Genomic DNA, 13697 nt, shown 5'->3' with positions numbered 1-13697 from the left:
TGTCGGTGCATGGCACGGATGCACGATGTCGTCATCGACTGCGCTCATCCCGCGTCGCTCGCCCGGTTCTGGGCGCAGGTGCTCGACGACCACGAGTTCGCCCCGTACGACGAGGCCGAGCTGGCGCGGCTGAGCGCCATGGGGATCGACGACCCCGAGGACGACCCGTCGGTGCTGCTCGACGGGTCACCGCGGTTCTTCTTCAACCGCGTGCCGGAGCCGAAGACGGTGAAGAACCGGGTGCACGTCGACCTGTGGTGCGACGACGTCGAGGCCGAGGTGGCGCGGCTCGTCGATCTCGGTGCCTCGGTGGTGAGCCGCGACGGCGTCTGGTTCGTGCTGACCGACCCCGAAGGCAACGAGTTCTGCCTCAGCTCAACCGAACACCCTTTGTCTCCGGAAGGGTGAGCACGACGAGGAACGTGATCACCGCGCTGACCGCGACGTACCAGAAGAACACGGTGCCGCCCACGGCCTGGATGACCAGCGGGGCGGTGCCGCCGAACACGGCGACGGTCAGGTTGTACCAAGCGCCGATGCCGAGCCCGCGCAGTTCGGTCGGGAACAGCTCGCTCATGATCGCGGGCGCGATCGACGTGATCGCCGTGTAGAGCCCGAGCCCCACGGCGAACACGATCACGAGGTTCGTCAGGCCGGGTTTGACCAGGCTCGACAGCGGCACCACCAGCAACGCCATCGCCGCCGACCACACGAGCATCTGCGGTTTGCGGCCGTAGCGGTCCGCCATCCACCCCATCGGGTACTGCAGCGCGATGAACACGACCGTGCCGATCGACAGCGCCAGGAACACGTCGATGTCGTTCGCGCCCTTGGACTTCACCGCGAACGGCGTCAACGCGCTGAAGAACGTGTAGAAGCTCAGCGTCGAGAGCAACGTGATGCCGATGAGCTGCCCAACAGCCTTGGGATGCTCCTTGAGGGTCATCATCAACGGGTTGCGCAGGCTCTCGGCCTTGGCCTTGTTCTCCTCGAACTGGTCGGTCTCCTTGAGTTCTCGTCGCAGCCACAGTCCGATCAGGCCCAGCACGCCGCCGATCAGGAACGGCACGCGCCAGCCGTAGGAGGCCATCGCGGCCTTGTCGAGGTTGCGCGACAGGAAGAACCCGAGCAGCGACGCGATCAGCACCGCCGCGCCCGTCGAGATGTAGAAGAACGACGAGTAGCGGCCGCGGTGGGTAGCGGGCGCGATCTCCGCCAGGTACGCCGACGCGTTCGACACCTCGCCGCCCAGCGCCATGCCCTGTGCGATGCGCGCGAGCACCAGCAGAGCCGGGGAGAGCCAGCCGACCTGCTCGAACGTCGGCAGCAGTCCGATCGCGACCGAGCCGCCGGACATCAGGACGATCGTGAACAGCATCGCGGTGCGGCGTCCTTTGACGTCCGCGAACCGGCCGAGCAGATAGCCGCCGAGCGGGCGGAAGAAGAAGGCGAGCGCGAACGTCGCGAACGTGCTCAGCAGCGCGGCGGCCTCGTTGCCGGAAGGGAAGATCTGCGTGGCGAAGTAGATGCTGAAGGCCGTGTAGATGCCCCAGTCGTACCACTCGACCGCGTTGCCGGCGCTGGACGCGACAAGCGTGCGTACGGGCAGTCGATGCGTCTCCGAAGTAACCGCCATAGACGCACCCAATCACACAAGGCGACGAATTGGGGCGTACGTCTCAACGGGTTCATTGGTCAGGAAGTCAACGATCATCGCGTTGCACAAGGCGGGTTTCTCGTGCAGAAGCCCGTGTGACGTGCCGGGAACGACCGCTAGCTCGGCATTCGGCAGTGCCCGGTACATGGCCGTGGCGTGCTCCAGCGTCACCTCGTCGTCGTCGCCGATCATGATCAGCGCCCGGTTCGGAAGCTTCCCGAGATCTGTTCCGGTCAGCGCGGGCGAGCGGCGGTGCATCGGCGTGAGTTCCGTGGCCGGGTCCCAGCCGTCGTGGTGGTAGACGCCGCACACGACCACAAGCCGTTGCACGAGATCAGGTCTGAGCACGGCCGTGAGGAGAGCAACCGTGGCGCCGTCGCTGCAGCCGAGCAGGTGAGCGGGTCCGGTGCGCTCCAGGAACTTGATGGTTTCCTGGGCCATTTCGGTGTGGTCCTGAGTGGCCTGATCGACGCGATGGGGTGCGTGCAGGGCGAAGTCGGCGAGAGCGTCGAACTGCGGCCCGAACGCCGAGGGGTCCGCGCCGCCGGGGTGCAGAAGTACGAGTGAGTCAGCCATGTGCGGTGGACCTCTCTCGTCGTCGATACTCATCGCTGTGCGATCTATTGGTTTGGTGACGTTGGTGGTCCGCGACTACGACGAGGCGATCCGCTTCTACGTGGAGGGACTCGGGTTCACGCTGGTCGAGGACCTTCCGCAGGGCGACAAGCGCTGGGTCGTGGTGTCGGCGGGGCAGGGAACGTCGCTGCTGCTGGCACAGGCTGACACAGGTCTGCAGCAGGCACGGGTGGGCGACCAGACCGGCGGCCGCGTCGGGTTCTTCCTGAACACCGACGACTTCGACCGCGACCACGCCCGCATGGTCGCTTTCGGCGTGCACTTCCGCGAGGAGCCGCGTGACGAGGTCTACGGTCGCGTGGCCGTGTTCGAGGACCTCTACGGCAACCGCTGGGACCTGCTTCAGCCCGCCCGCGCCTGACCGGGCGACACCCCGACGATCCGTTTGAACGCCCGGCTGAACGCGGCCTCCGATTCGTACCCGAGGCCGCGGGCGATCTCGCTGACCGTGCTGTCGCGGTCCTTCAGCTTGTTCATCGCCACGTGCATGCGCCACCGCGTGACGTAGCGCATGGCTGGTTCGCCGACGAGTTCGGTGAACCGCGCCGCGAACGCCGACCGGGACATCGCGGTCTGGTGTGCGAGCCGCTCGACGGTCCACGGCTGGGCGGGATCGCGGTGGATCAGCGCGAGCGCCTGCCCGATCTGCTGGTCCTGCAACGCGCCGAGCCAGCCGGTGCGCGCGGCCGGGTCGTTGGCGAGCCACGAGCGGATCGTCTGGATGACCAGCACGTCCGCGAGCCTGGTGATGACCGCTTCGCCGCCGGGCCGCACGGCTTGAGCCTCGGCGGCCATGAGGTCGATCGTGGCGCGCATGTCGTCGGCACGTCGCACGTACAGCACGTTCGGCAACACGGTGATGAGGTGCTTCGCGGCCGGATGGTCGAAGCGGACCGCACCGCACACTAGGTGCGTTGTGGCGCCATCGCCACCGTGCCGCAGGATCGCGTAGTTGTCGGTCTCGAACTCGTGCGGCAACGTCGTGACGATCGGCGACTCCGCGTCGCCGTGGAAGAGCCGGTGGCCCTGCCCACCGGGGACGAGCAGCACGTCGCCGGGTTCGAGCGAGGTGACCTGGCCGTCGACCTCGACATCGCACCGGCCGCTGGTCAGGACGTGGAACCACAGGCAGTCCGCCATGTCGGGCATCGTCAGGCCCCACGGTTCGGTGAGCTCGGTGCGGCAGTAGAAGGTGCCGGACATCCTCAACAGGTGCAGTGCCTCGCCCAACGCGTCCGTCATGGTGTTGATTCTGGACGAACGAGCAAGCTCGCGCGATGAATTGTCATTGAGAGTCCGGCGCTCGCAGGTCAGAGTGAGCGCCATGGGGACAATCACGCTGATCGCAGCCGCTGCCACCGGTCTGATGGCCGGTCTGTTCTTCGCCTTCTCCGTCGCCGTCATGCCCGGTCTCGCCGACCTGCCCGCCGAGCAGGCCCGCGAGGCCATGCGCCGGATCAACGCACGCATCCAGAACCCGGTGTTCCTGCTGGTGTTCCTCGGCACCGCCGTCCTGTGCGGCATCGAGGTCTTCCAGGGGCGGATCGTCGGCGGCCTGGCCTACATCGTCGGGTCGTTCCTGCTCACGATGATTGTCAACGTGCCGATGAACAACCGTCTTGAGCGGACCGACGACGCCTACTGGCCCGAGTACCTGCGCACTTGGACGATCTGGAACCACGTGCGCGCGTTGGCCTGCCTCGCGTCGATGGTCACCCTGCTACTCGGATTCTGAGGCCGTTCTTGGGGCGCATCGCGGCGAGACCGGTCGGCGTGAGGCGCTGGGGGAGCAGTTCGGGTTTCGGCCGTTGCAGCAACGCTTTCAGCATCACGGTCAGCTCGGTCGTGGCGAGCCCGGCGCCGACGCAACGGTGCGGGCCTCCGCCGAACGGCAGGAACTCGTGCGGCGCCGGCTTGGTCTCCCAGCGGTCCGGATCGAACTTCAGCGGGTTCGGGAACACCTCGGCCAGCCGGTGCGTGACGTACGGGCTGTACAGCAGGAACGTGCCTTGCTTGATCTTCTTCCCGGCGAACTCGAACGACTGCGCGGCGACCCGTGCCGAGACGACCGCCGGCGGGTACAGCCTGAGCGTCTCGTTGACGACGTTGGCCAGGTAGTCGTCGTCCTGCCGCGCTCGCTCCCAGACCCCGTTGTGCCGCAACAGGTTGAACACCGCCCACGCCATCGCGCCGCTGGTCGTCTCGTACCCGGCCGCGATCAGCGTGACGATCTGGTCGCGCACCTCCAGGTCGCTCAGTCCGTCACCCTGCACGAGAGAGGTGAGCACGTCACCGGCCGTTTTGCCCTGACGCGTCTCCTCGATCGCCTTGTACACCCGCGCGTCGACGGCTCGGCGCGCTCTCATCGCGTTGCGCCACGCCGGAGCCTTCATCGTTCTGAGCACCTTGACGACCGCCGGGTTGCGGTCGATCAGGTTGATCAGCACCTGCAGGTGCGCGCCGAAGAAGTCCGAATCCTGCGCCAGTTCCTCGCCGAACAGCGCGTGGATCGTGCTGCGCCGAATCGCCCTGCGGAACTCCTGGTAGGCGTCGACGGTCTCGCCCGGCCGCCACGCGTCGATCGTCGCCTCGGCGTTGGCCCGCATGACCGGCACGTAGCTCGCGATCTGCCGATGCGCCAACGCGGGCTGCACGAACCTGCGCCGCCGCTTGTGGTCCTCGCCGTCGCTCACGATCAACGACGTGGGCCCGTCCACCGGCACCAGCGACTGGAACGCCTGTTCCACCTCGAACAGCTCGGAGTTGCCGAACACGAACTGGTTCGCCTCCGGCCCGAGCAGGTAGGTGTACGGCCCCACCCGCACGACCGGTCCGAACCGCCGGTGCAGACCGGAGAGGAGGTCGGCCTGCCGGTACCGCACGACGTCCGGAATCATGGCGCTGACAGTGCCACACCGCACCGGGGGCCGGTTCGCAACGGCCGCACGGTTTCACTGCCCACCGTGGACGTCGGTGGCGTGCGCATCGCCTGCCGCCGCGAGGGAACCGGCCCTGCCGTCGTGCTGCTGCACGCCCTGGCCGGCAGGTCCTCGCCGTTGCAAGGCCTGCTCCGGCCCTGGTGATCGGCGGCGGTCCGCGCAGCACGATCCCGGGGGAGAGGCTGGTCGAGGTGACCGCCGAGAGCTCGCACGCCGAACTGACCACGATCGACGCGGGCCACCGGATCCACAGCAAGCGGCCCGAGGAGTTTTGCGACGCCGTGCCGCGTTTCCTGCCCTGACGGCCAAACGGCTCACATCGATTCGCTTTCGGGTGAAGGTCGTGCCATCCCGAACTACTTTGCGAGATCCTTTCGCCGGGTCGGGGGACTCTCTGCACGGAAGGCATCCTTGATGTCCCGAGCCAGGCTCGCGATGGCACTCACCATCGGCCTTGTAGGCGCGAGCGTCGTGTTAGCGCCATCGGCGTTCGCCGACCACTTCGTTTCGAAGACTTTCAACCCCACCGGCGGCGAACAGACCTACGTGATCCCCGCAGGCGTCAAGAAGCTCCACGTCGTCGCCATCGGCGGACGCGGCGGCCAGGGTGCGGACGGCGGCGACGACTCGGGCCCGAGCGGCAGACCTGGCCACCGGGCCGAGGCGGACCTGGCCGTCCCCGCGGGCGTCACACAACTGGTGGTCGGCGTGGGCCAGAACGGCGGCGACGGCAACGGCGCGACCGGCGGCGATCCTGGCTACGGCGGCGGCGCGTCCGGCGGTTTCGGCACCCCGTTCGCGGGCGGGGCAGGCGGTGGCGCGAGTGACGTGCGGATCTGCTCAGGACAGTCGTGCGACAAGGTGATCGTGGCCCCAGGAGGCGGAGGCGGCGGCGGACGCTGCTTCGCGATCGGCTGCCTCTCCGGCAACGACGGAGGCAACGGCGGAGACAACAACGGCGGCACACCCGGCATCCCCGGCCCAGGCGGATTTCCCGGCTTCCCGGGCATCTTCGGCCTCGCCGGCGTAGGCGCGCCGGGCAATCCCGCGACCGCGGGCGGTGGCGGCGGTGGAGGAGGCGGCGGTGGCTGGTACGGCGGCGGAGGCGGCGCGTCCGGCTCCCAGGCGCCGACCCCGCTGGCCGTCGCCGTGGACGGCGGCGACGGCGGCCACGGCTCCGCACGGGCAGGCACCGGCGTCTCGAACTTCTCCACGGCCGAAACCGCCGACGAGCCATCCGTGACCATCAGCTACCTGGTCGAATCCACCACGATCACCTACACCGGCCCCACGTCCGGCTTCACCGGCGACCCGGTGACCCTCTCCGCCCGCCTCACCACCGCGACCGGCCCGGTGGCAGGAGCCCAGTTGGTGTTCCGCCTCAACGCCAGCGAAACCTGCGTCGGCACCACCAACACCGACGGCGTCGCGACCTGCTCGATCACCCCGGCCGAATCCGCGGGCAACTACCCGCTGGCGATCGGCTACGGCGGCGACGTGACCCACCAGCCGTCGAGCACCGAGGTCCAGTTCGCCGTCATCCGCAAACCGACCACGCTCACCTACACCGGCGCCCTGACCGGAGACTTCCACGACCCCGCGACGGTGTCCGCCCGCCTCACCCTGACCGGCTCCGGCACCCCGATCGCGTCCCAGCCCGTCGTGTTCAAGCTGAACAACGCCGAAACCTGCACAGGCACCACGAACGCCGACGGCGCGGCCTCCTGCTCCCTGACGCCCGGCGAACCGGCGGGCACCTACCAGCTGACCGCGACCTTCACCGGCAGCAAAGCCCTCCTCCCGTCCAACGCCACCACGGATTTCGCGGTGACCAAAGAAGAAACCACCCTGACCTACCTCGGCGACACCAAGGTGGCCAACGCAGAACCAGCCCGCCTGTCAGCCACACTGACCGAAGACGACACCACCCCGGTCGCCGGACGCAGCATCCAGCTCACCCTGGGCGGCACCCAGTCCTGTGTGGACACCACCGACGCCACCGGCCTGGCGGAGTGCACGGTCGCCTCCCCGAACCAACCGCTCAACGCAGCCGCGACCGTGCCCGTAACAGCAACGTTCCCCGGCGACCAGTTCTACGAACCGAGCACCACCTCCGCCACGCTCGCCCTGCGACACATGACAGGCCGAGGCTTCGGCCTCTCCGGCAAGGCGGCGGGCCTCACCGTCGCGCCGACCCCGGACACCGGCGAAGTCCGCACGGCCCAAGCCACCACCACCGCGCCACCCTGCGCCGCAACGATCTCAGCCCCGGTAGGAGCCTGGGCGCTGTGCACGTCGGTGACCACGACCCTGGCCCCCGGCACCTCGACCACCCGCACGTCCGTCGCGGAACTGGGTGTGGGCCTGGTGGCCCTGCGAGACGTGGTGGCAACCTCCCGCAGCACCTGCGGCACCACCACCGGCACCGTCACCATCGGCGCGCTGACGGTCGCCGGCCTCCCCGTCACCGTGGCAACGGCACCCAACACCACGATCTCGTTGCCCGGCGGCAAGATCGTGATCAACGAACAGGTCCCGGTACCCGGCGGCCTCAAGGTCAACGGCGCCCACATCACCCTGCCCGGCGTGGACCTGGTGGTGTCGTCCGCGACCTCGGCCATCCATCACTGCTAGTGGTGATGTCCAGGGACGTTGTCCCGTTTTGGGTGTGCGACGCCCCGTTGACGGGCGTGTTCACGCTCGGCAGGGCGACACGATGCACCCGTCTGACCACGACCTCGCCCGGCAACGTTCCGGGCGACACCACTCACGGGAGGGGGGTCAGTTCGTCACCGCCAGCGCGAACGGCAGTACCGCGGACACCCCCTCCTTCCTGAGCATCCGAGCCGCCACCGTCATCGTCCACCCGGTGTCGATGTGGTCGTCCACCAGCAGAACCGGACCGTCCACACCGGACAGGTCCGGTACTTCGCCCGCCCGCACCAGCCCGGCCAGCCGCTGCGCGCTGTTGGCCCGGTGCGTCGACTCACCGAGCCACACGGTGCCCAGGAACGGCAGCCGCCCGATCGACGCGATCTTCTGACCGAAGCTGCCGACCAGCTCAGGGCGCCGGCGCGAGCCGACCGTCACCACGCCGACCGGCCGTTCGTCCCAGCCCCACGCCGTCAGCACCTTCACGCAGGCCGCGAACACGTCGTCCGGGATCTCGCGGTCGGCGCCGTCCGCGAGCAGGTCGCGCAGCCGGTTGCCCCAGCCGATGTCGGTGAGGCGGCCGAGCGCCCTGCCCGTGGCCGCCACCTCGCCCGCCGGGATCTTGCCGGACAGCGGGACGCCGATCGCGCCCATGCCCGTCGGCCACATCTTGCGCGGCGCCACGTCCAGACCGGGGCGCAGCAGCCGTTCGCGAGCGGCCTCCGCCGCCACCTCGGAGACCTCGACCGACAACCGCTCGCCGGTGCAGTTGTCGCAACGCCCGCAGTCGTGCGAGGTCGGGTCGTCGAGCTGGTCCTGCAGGAACTTCATCCGGCACGAACCGGTGCGCTGGTACTCGATCATCACCTGCTGCTCGGCCTTGCGGGCCTCCGCGATGCGCGCGTACCGCTCACCGTCGTACTCCCACGGCCGGCCCGTCGACTCCCAGCCGCCGCGCACCCGCCGGACCGCGCCGTCGACGTCCAGCACCTTCAGCACCACCTCGAGCCTGCCGCGCGACAGCTCGACCATCGGTTCGAGCGCCGCGGTCGAGAGCGGTTTGCTCGCGCCGTCGAGAGCGGACAGCACCTGCCGCACCACCACCTCCGGCGGGAACGCCAGTGACGTGAAGTAGGCCCAGATGTCGCGGTCCTCGTGGCCCGGCAGCAGCACCACCTCGGCCCGTTCGACGCCACGGCCCGCACGGCCGATCTGCTGGTAGTACGCGATCGGGGAGGAGGGGGCGCCGACGTGCACGACGAACCCCAGGTCCGGCTTGTCGAAACCCATGCCGAGGGCGGAGGTGGCGACGAGCGCCTTGACCTTGTTGCCGAGCAGGTCCTCCTCGGCGCGTTCCCGTTCGGCGGGCTCGGTCTTGCCCGAGTACGAGGCCACCGCGAAGCCCCGTGAGGCGAGGAACGCCGCGATGTCGTCCGCCGCCGCGACCGTGAGCGTGTAGATGATCCCGGAACCGGGCATGCGGTCGAGCTGTTCTGCCAGCCACGCGAGGCGCGACTCCGCGGTGGGCAGCAGTGCGACCGACAGACGCAGGCTGTCGCGGTCCAGCGGCCCCCGCAGCACCAGCGTGCCCTCGTCGGCGCCGAGCCCCAGCTGCTCGGTGACGTCGTGGACCACCCTGTCGTTGGCCGTCGCCGTCGTCGCCAGCACCGGCACGCCCGAGGGCAGCTCCGTCAGCAACGTCCGCAGCCTGCGGTAGTCCGGCCGGAAGTCGTGGCCCCAGTCCGAGATGCAGTGCGCCTCGTCGACCACGAGCAAACCCGCCGACGCCGTCAGCGACGGCAGCACCGCATCGCGGAAGTCAGGGTTGTTCAGCCGTTCCGGACTCACCAGGAGCACGTCGACCTCGCCGGCCGCGACCTGCTCCTGCACCGCGTCCCACTCGCCGGGATTCGCGGAGTTGATCGTCACCGCGTGCACACCGGCCCGTGCCGCCGCGTCGATCTGGTTGCGCATCAACGCGAGCAACGGCGACACGATGATCGTGGGCCCCTCACCGAGCTGACGCAGCAATGCCGTCGCGATGAAGTACACGGCCGACTTGCCCCAGCCCGTGCGCTGGACGACGAGAGCCCGGCGGCGCTGTGCCACCAGGGTGTGGATCGCGGTCCACTGGTCCTCGCGCAGCACCGCCTCCGGGCCCGCCAGTGCCCGGAGCCGTTCCTCCGCCAGTTCTCGCAACGCGATGTCGTCCATGAGGCGCAAGCTTGCCAGGCCACTCTGACAATTGTGATTGTCGCAGGTCGTAAGCTGTGTGGCGTGACTGATGACCTGCGCGATCAGGTGCACGCGGCAGCTCGCCGCGCCCGTGTCGCCGCCGACGAACTAGTCCTCGCCACCCGTGAGCGCAAGGACACCGCGCTGCTCGGGATGGCCGCCGCGCTCCGCAAGCGCGCGCCAGAGATCATCGAGGCCAACCAGAAGGACCTCGAAGCAGGCAGGGCGGCAGGCCTTCCGGAGAACATCCTGGACCGCCTCACGCTCACCGAAGCTCGTGTCGACAGCGTCGCCGCAGGCCTCGAAACCGTTGCGGGACTTCCGGATCCGGTCGGCCAGGTGATCACCGGCGGCATCCTCCCGAACGGCCTGGAGCTCAAGCAGGTCCGCGTCCCGATGGGCGTCGTCGGCATGGTCTACGAGGGCCGCCCGAACGTCACGGTCGACGCCGCCGGTCTCGCCCTGAAGTCGGGCAACGCCGCGCTGCTGCGGGGTTCCTCGACCGCCGAGAACTCCAACACCACGCTCGTCGCCGTCCTGCGCGACGCACTCGAAAGCGTGAATCTGCCGGCCGACTGCGTGCAGCTCCTGCCGTGCCACGACCGCGCGTCCGTCACGCACCTCATCACCGCCCGCGGCCTGGTGGACCTGGTGATTCCGCGCGGTGGCTCAGGTCTGATCAACGCCGTGGTCGAACAGGCGACGGTTCCCACGATCGAGACCGGCGTCGGCAACTGCCACGTCTACGTGGACGCGAACGCCGACCTCGACATGGCCGAGGCGATCGTTCTCAACGCCAAGACGCGGCGCACGAGCGTGTGCAACGCGGCGGAGTCCCTGCTGGTGCACAAGGACGTCGCGCACGAGTTCGTTCCGCGTATCACCAAGGCGCTGCAGCAGGAGAGCGTGACGATCCACGGCGACGAGCAGTTCGCGCAGCTGCCCGATGTCGTCGAGGCCAACGACGCCGACTGGGGCACCGAGTACCTGAGCCTCGACATCGCGGCGAAGGTCGTCGACTCGCTGGACGAGGCGGTGAAGCACATCGCGACGTACGGTTCCGGCCACAGCGAGGCCATCGTCACGAACGACGTGGCGGCCGCACGCAGGTTCACGGCCCGTGTGGACGCGGCGGCGGTGTTCGTCAACGCCTCCACGGCCTTCACGGACGGCGCGGAGTTCGGCATGGGCGCGGAGATCGGCATCTCCACGCAGAAGCTGCACGCTCGCGGCCCGATGGGCCTGACCGAGCTGACGTCCTCTAAATGGGTCGTGTGGGGCGAAGGACACACACGCCCGAAGGCGTAGCTCTACGTTCGGAGACATGGCTCCCACCTACCCGTTCTCCGAAACTGACGGCCTGACCCTCGATCCGACCTATGAACGTCTACGGCGTGATGAGCCCGTCACGCGCGTGACGTACCCGTACGGCGGCGAGGGTTGGCTCGTCACGTCCTACGAAGAGACGAAGTTCGTCCTGGGCGACCCGCGGTTCAGCCGTGCGCGCACGGTCGACCAGGACGTGCCGCGGATGCAGCCCCTTTTCGCACCGGGCGGGTCGATCCTCACGCACGACGGCGCGGACCACGCGCGCATGCGGCGGTTGGTGTCCAAGGCGTTCACGGTGCGCCGGATCGAGGAACTGCGGCCGCGCGCCCAGCAGATCACCGACGAGCTGCTCGAACGCCTGGACAACCCTGGTGACCTGGTCGAGGGCTTTACCATGCCGTTCCCGATCACGGTCATCTGCGAACTGCTCGGGGTGCCGTTCGAAGACCGCGAGGACTTCCGCAAGTGGTCGAACCAGGCGCTGTCCACGGTCGGCGGTTACACGCCTGAAGAGGCGATGGACGGCGTGATGAAGCTGTACGCCTACTTCACCGACCTCGTCGCGAAACGCCGTGCGCACCCCACGGACGACTTGATGAGCGCGCTCGTCGCCGCCCGTGACAACGACGACAGGCTGAGCGAGGACGAACTCGTCCGGTTCGGCATCACGTTGCTGGTCGCGGGGCACGAGACGACGGCGAACATGCTCGCGAACAGCGTCGTGACGCTGTTCGACCACCCGGACGCCATGAAGCGCCTCCAAGACCACCCCGAGACGCTGCCGAACGCGATCGAGGAACTGCTGCGGTTCATCCCGCTGGGCAGCGGCGCCGGCTTCCCCCGCATCGCGACCGAGGACGTCCAGGTCGGAAACGCGCTGGTGAAGGAGGGCGATGCCGTGCTGGTGGTCCTGTCGTCGGCGAACCACGACGAGGCGATGTACGCCAACAGCGCCGAGCTGGACCTGGAACGCGAAGTCGGCCAGCACCTGCAGTTCGGCCACGGCATCCACTTCTGCCTCGGCTCGCAGCTCGCCAGGATGGAACTGCGGGTGGCACTCGGCACGCTGCTACGCCGGATGCCCGGTCTGCGGCTCGCGGAGCCCGTCGAGTTCCGCAAGGGATCGCTGGTCAGGGGCCCGCTGAGGCTTGTCGTGGCCTGGTGAGAAAAATCTTGGACCAACTCGCGTAATGGGGGACCGGCCCGCGCGTTCCTCCAATGCGCGCGGCTTTGCTTCGGGGTAAGCCGCGACCCGAACGGCCCGTCCTCCCCCTGGGCCGTGCGGTGTGATCAGCACGACCGGCGTCAGGCCATGGGAGCGGCCCGACGCCGGTCTACGCTGTTTCGATGCGCATCGGCGTCATGGGCGGCACGTTCGACCCCGTCCACCACGGCCACCTCGTGGCCGCCAGCGAAGTGCAGGCCAGGTTCGACCTGGACCGCGTGATCTTCGTGCCGACCGGACAGCCCTGGCAGAAGTCGTCGCGGGAGGTCTCCGCCGCCGAGGACCGCTACCTGATGACGGTCATCGCCACGGCCTCCAACCCCCGGTTCTCGGTCAGCAGGGTCGACATCGACCGCGAGGGCCCCACGTACACCGTGGACACGCTCTCAGACCTCAAGAAGCAGTACCCGGACGCCGACCTGTTCTTCATCACGGGCGCGGACGCGCTGGAGCAGATCCTGTCGTGGAAGCGCGCGGCGGACGCGTTCGAACTGGCCCACTTCATAGGTGTCACCCGTCCGGGCTACACGTTGAACGACCGGCACCTGCCGCCGGGGTCCGTGTCGCTCGTCGAGGTCCCGGCCATGGCCATCTCGTCGACCGGATGCCGCGCGCGTACTGCATCCGGTCAGCCCGTTTGGTACCTGGTCCCCGACGGTGTCGTCCAATACATCGCAAAAACAGGTCTGTACTCCGAGTCGTAACCACGTTCGAGTGGATTTTGCGTGCATCCGAGCGCTCGGGGAGCAACAATCAGCGGGTTGTTGCTGGTTCGTGGAAGGCAAGACTTTGGCTACAGGCACCGTGAAGTGGTTCAACGCCGAAAAGGGCTTCGGCTTCATCGCGCCCGACGACGGCTCGGCTGACGTCTTCGTGCACTACTCGGAGATCCAGTCCAAGGGTTTCCGTTCGCTCGAAGAGAACCAGAAGGTCGAGTTCGAGGTCGGACAGGGCCAGAAGGGGCCGCAGGCCCAGCAGGTCCGCCCGCTCTAAGGCTTCGGCACCGGTGAAGGCCACCTCAGGG

At 68.5% G+C, this 13697-nt stretch carries 13 protein-coding genes; 8 read left to right on the top strand and 5 right to left on the bottom strand.

The window, feature by feature from the left end; all coding sequences use genetic code 11:
* Nucleotides 1-9: 9 nt before the first annotated feature.
* On the top strand, nt 10-408 hold the full coding sequence (locus tag ACIRG5_RS37685; protein ID WP_402914052.1) for a VOC family protein: 399 nt from the start codon (nt 10-12) through the stop codon (nt 406-408).
* Here the strand turns inward: ACIRG5_RS37685 and ACIRG5_RS37680 are convergent.
* Nucleotides 371-1636, bottom strand: coding sequence for an MFS transporter (locus tag ACIRG5_RS37680; RefSeq protein WP_402914050.1), 1266 nt, complete (start codon nt 1634-1636; stop codon nt 371-373). The genes ACIRG5_RS37685 and ACIRG5_RS37680 overlap by 38 nt on opposite strands.
* Before the next feature lie 12 nt (nt 1637-1648).
* The gene (locus tag ACIRG5_RS37675; RefSeq protein ID WP_402914047.1) at nt 1649-2233 is read right to left on the bottom strand and encodes an alpha/beta fold hydrolase; all 585 of its coding nucleotides are present in this window, start codon (nt 2231-2233) and stop codon (nt 1649-1651) included.
* On the opposite strand from ACIRG5_RS37675, the gene ACIRG5_RS37670 reads away from it, so the two are divergent.
* Complete coding sequence (locus ACIRG5_RS37670) at nt 2232-2654, top strand: VOC family protein (RefSeq protein WP_402914044.1); 423 nt, start codon at nt 2232-2234, stop codon at nt 2652-2654. The genes ACIRG5_RS37675 and ACIRG5_RS37670 overlap by 2 nt on opposite strands.
* Here ACIRG5_RS37670 and ACIRG5_RS37665 read toward each other — a convergent pair.
* Nucleotides 2636-3535, bottom strand: a complete 900-nt coding sequence (locus ACIRG5_RS37665) for an AraC family transcriptional regulator (protein WP_402914041.1) — start codon at nt 3533-3535, stop codon at nt 2636-2638. The genes ACIRG5_RS37670 and ACIRG5_RS37665 overlap by 19 nt on opposite strands.
* A gap of 82 nt (nt 3536-3617) precedes the next feature.
* On the opposite strand from ACIRG5_RS37665, the gene ACIRG5_RS37660 reads away from it, so the two are divergent.
* Complete coding sequence (locus tag ACIRG5_RS37660; protein WP_402914038.1) at nt 3618-4028, top strand: DUF1772 domain-containing protein; 411 nt, start codon at nt 3618-3620, stop codon at nt 4026-4028.
* On the opposite strand, the gene ACIRG5_RS37655 is transcribed toward ACIRG5_RS37660, so the two are convergent.
* Entirely contained in the window at nt 4006-5190 is a 1185-nt protein-coding gene (locus ACIRG5_RS37655) for a cytochrome P450 (RefSeq protein ID WP_402914035.1), read from the bottom strand. The two genes, ACIRG5_RS37660 and ACIRG5_RS37655, sit on opposite strands and share 23 nt — an antisense overlap.
* Nucleotides 5191-5646: 456 nt before the next feature.
* Here ACIRG5_RS37655 and ACIRG5_RS37650 point away from each other — a divergent pair, with 456 nt between their 5' ends.
* Nucleotides 5647-7866 carry a choice-of-anchor P family protein gene (locus ACIRG5_RS37650; protein WP_402914032.1) on the top strand — a complete coding sequence of 740 codons (2220 nt, stop codon included), beginning with the start codon at nt 5647-5649 and terminating at the stop codon, nt 7864-7866.
* A gap of 147 nt (nt 7867-8013) precedes the next feature.
* Here the strand turns inward: ACIRG5_RS37650 and ACIRG5_RS37645 are convergent, their stop codons facing one another.
* Nucleotides 8014-10098: a RecQ family ATP-dependent DNA helicase gene (locus ACIRG5_RS37645; protein ID WP_402914030.1), complete on the bottom strand. Its 2085-nt coding sequence runs from the start codon at nt 10096-10098 to the stop codon at nt 8014-8016.
* Between the two features lie 30 nt (nt 10099-10128).
* Between ACIRG5_RS37645 and ACIRG5_RS37640 the strand changes: the two genes are divergently transcribed.
* From ACIRG5_RS37640 to ACIRG5_RS37625, 4 genes are all read left to right on the top strand, one after another.
* The gene (locus ACIRG5_RS37640) at nt 10129-11427 is read left to right on the top strand and encodes a glutamate-5-semialdehyde dehydrogenase (RefSeq protein ID WP_402914570.1); all 1299 of its coding nucleotides are present in this window, start codon (nt 10129-10131) and stop codon (nt 11425-11427) included.
* Between the two features lie 16 nt (nt 11428-11443).
* Nucleotides 11444-12613 (top strand): cytochrome P450, encoded by a 1170-nt coding sequence (locus tag ACIRG5_RS37635; RefSeq protein ID WP_402914027.1) that lies wholly within the window; start codon nt 11444-11446, stop codon nt 12611-12613.
* Between the two features lie 182 nt (nt 12614-12795).
* Complete coding sequence (gene nadD / locus ACIRG5_RS37630) at nt 12796-13377, top strand: nicotinate-nucleotide adenylyltransferase (RefSeq protein ID WP_319981660.1); 582 nt, start codon at nt 12796-12798, stop codon at nt 13375-13377.
* Between the two features lie 85 nt (nt 13378-13462).
* Nucleotides 13463-13666 carry a cold-shock protein gene (locus tag ACIRG5_RS37625; protein WP_030468099.1) on the top strand — a complete coding sequence of 68 codons (204 nt, stop codon included), beginning with the start codon at nt 13463-13465 and terminating at the stop codon, nt 13664-13666.
* The last annotated feature ends 31 nt before the right edge of the window (nt 13667-13697 follow it).

The sequence above is a fragment of the Lentzea sp. NPDC102401 genome (assembly GCF_044765805.1).
Classification (GTDB): domain Bacteria; phylum Actinomycetota; class Actinomycetes; order Mycobacteriales; family Pseudonocardiaceae; genus Lentzea; species Lentzea sokolovensis.
Note: the sequence above shows the minus strand (reverse complement) of the source record. Positions and strands in the feature narration are given on the sequence as shown.